The 359-nt window shown below is 56.5% G+C and carries 1 protein-coding gene; it reads left to right on the top strand.

Features of this window, described 5'->3' with window-relative positions; all coding sequences use genetic code 11:
- A partial coding sequence (locus AAEY83_RS13340) for an HPF/RaiA family ribosome-associated protein (RefSeq protein WP_351059504.1) occupies positions 1-246 on the top strand: 246 nt, incomplete at its 5' end.
- Between the last annotated feature and the right edge of the window lie 113 nt (positions 247-359).

The following is a 359-nucleotide window of genomic DNA, read 5'->3' as shown; positions in this document are numbered from 1 at the left end:
GACTTGCGCTGCCAACTGGAAGCGCGGCCAAAAGGCCACCAACCGATTTCCGTGACCCACAAAGCCGATTCGCTGGAGCAGGCGATCGACGGTGCCGCCGAGAAACTCGAGCACAAACTGGATCATCTGTTCGGCAAACTGCGAGGTAAACCACGCGCCGCTGTAGTGCCATTTACCGGCAAGGCCAACGACAAGCTGTTGGCGGAAGAATTTGACGAGAACGAACAGGCAGCGATCAACAGTTGATGCGCTGATTTCACAAGTCACCGAAGGAGAACGGGCCTGCTGATGCAGGCCCGTTTTTTTTGTTCGAGGTGTTGGTTGTTTCGCGGCAGGGTTGGAGATCGTAGCCCCTCACC

Origin of the sequence: Psychrobacter sp. TB20-MNA-CIBAN-0197 (assembly GCF_040309765.1) — a bacterium.
GTDB classification, from domain to species: Bacteria; Pseudomonadota; Gammaproteobacteria; order Pseudomonadales; family Moraxellaceae; genus Psychrobacter; species Psychrobacter submarinus.
This window is presented reverse-complemented; position numbering and strand designations above follow the sequence as displayed.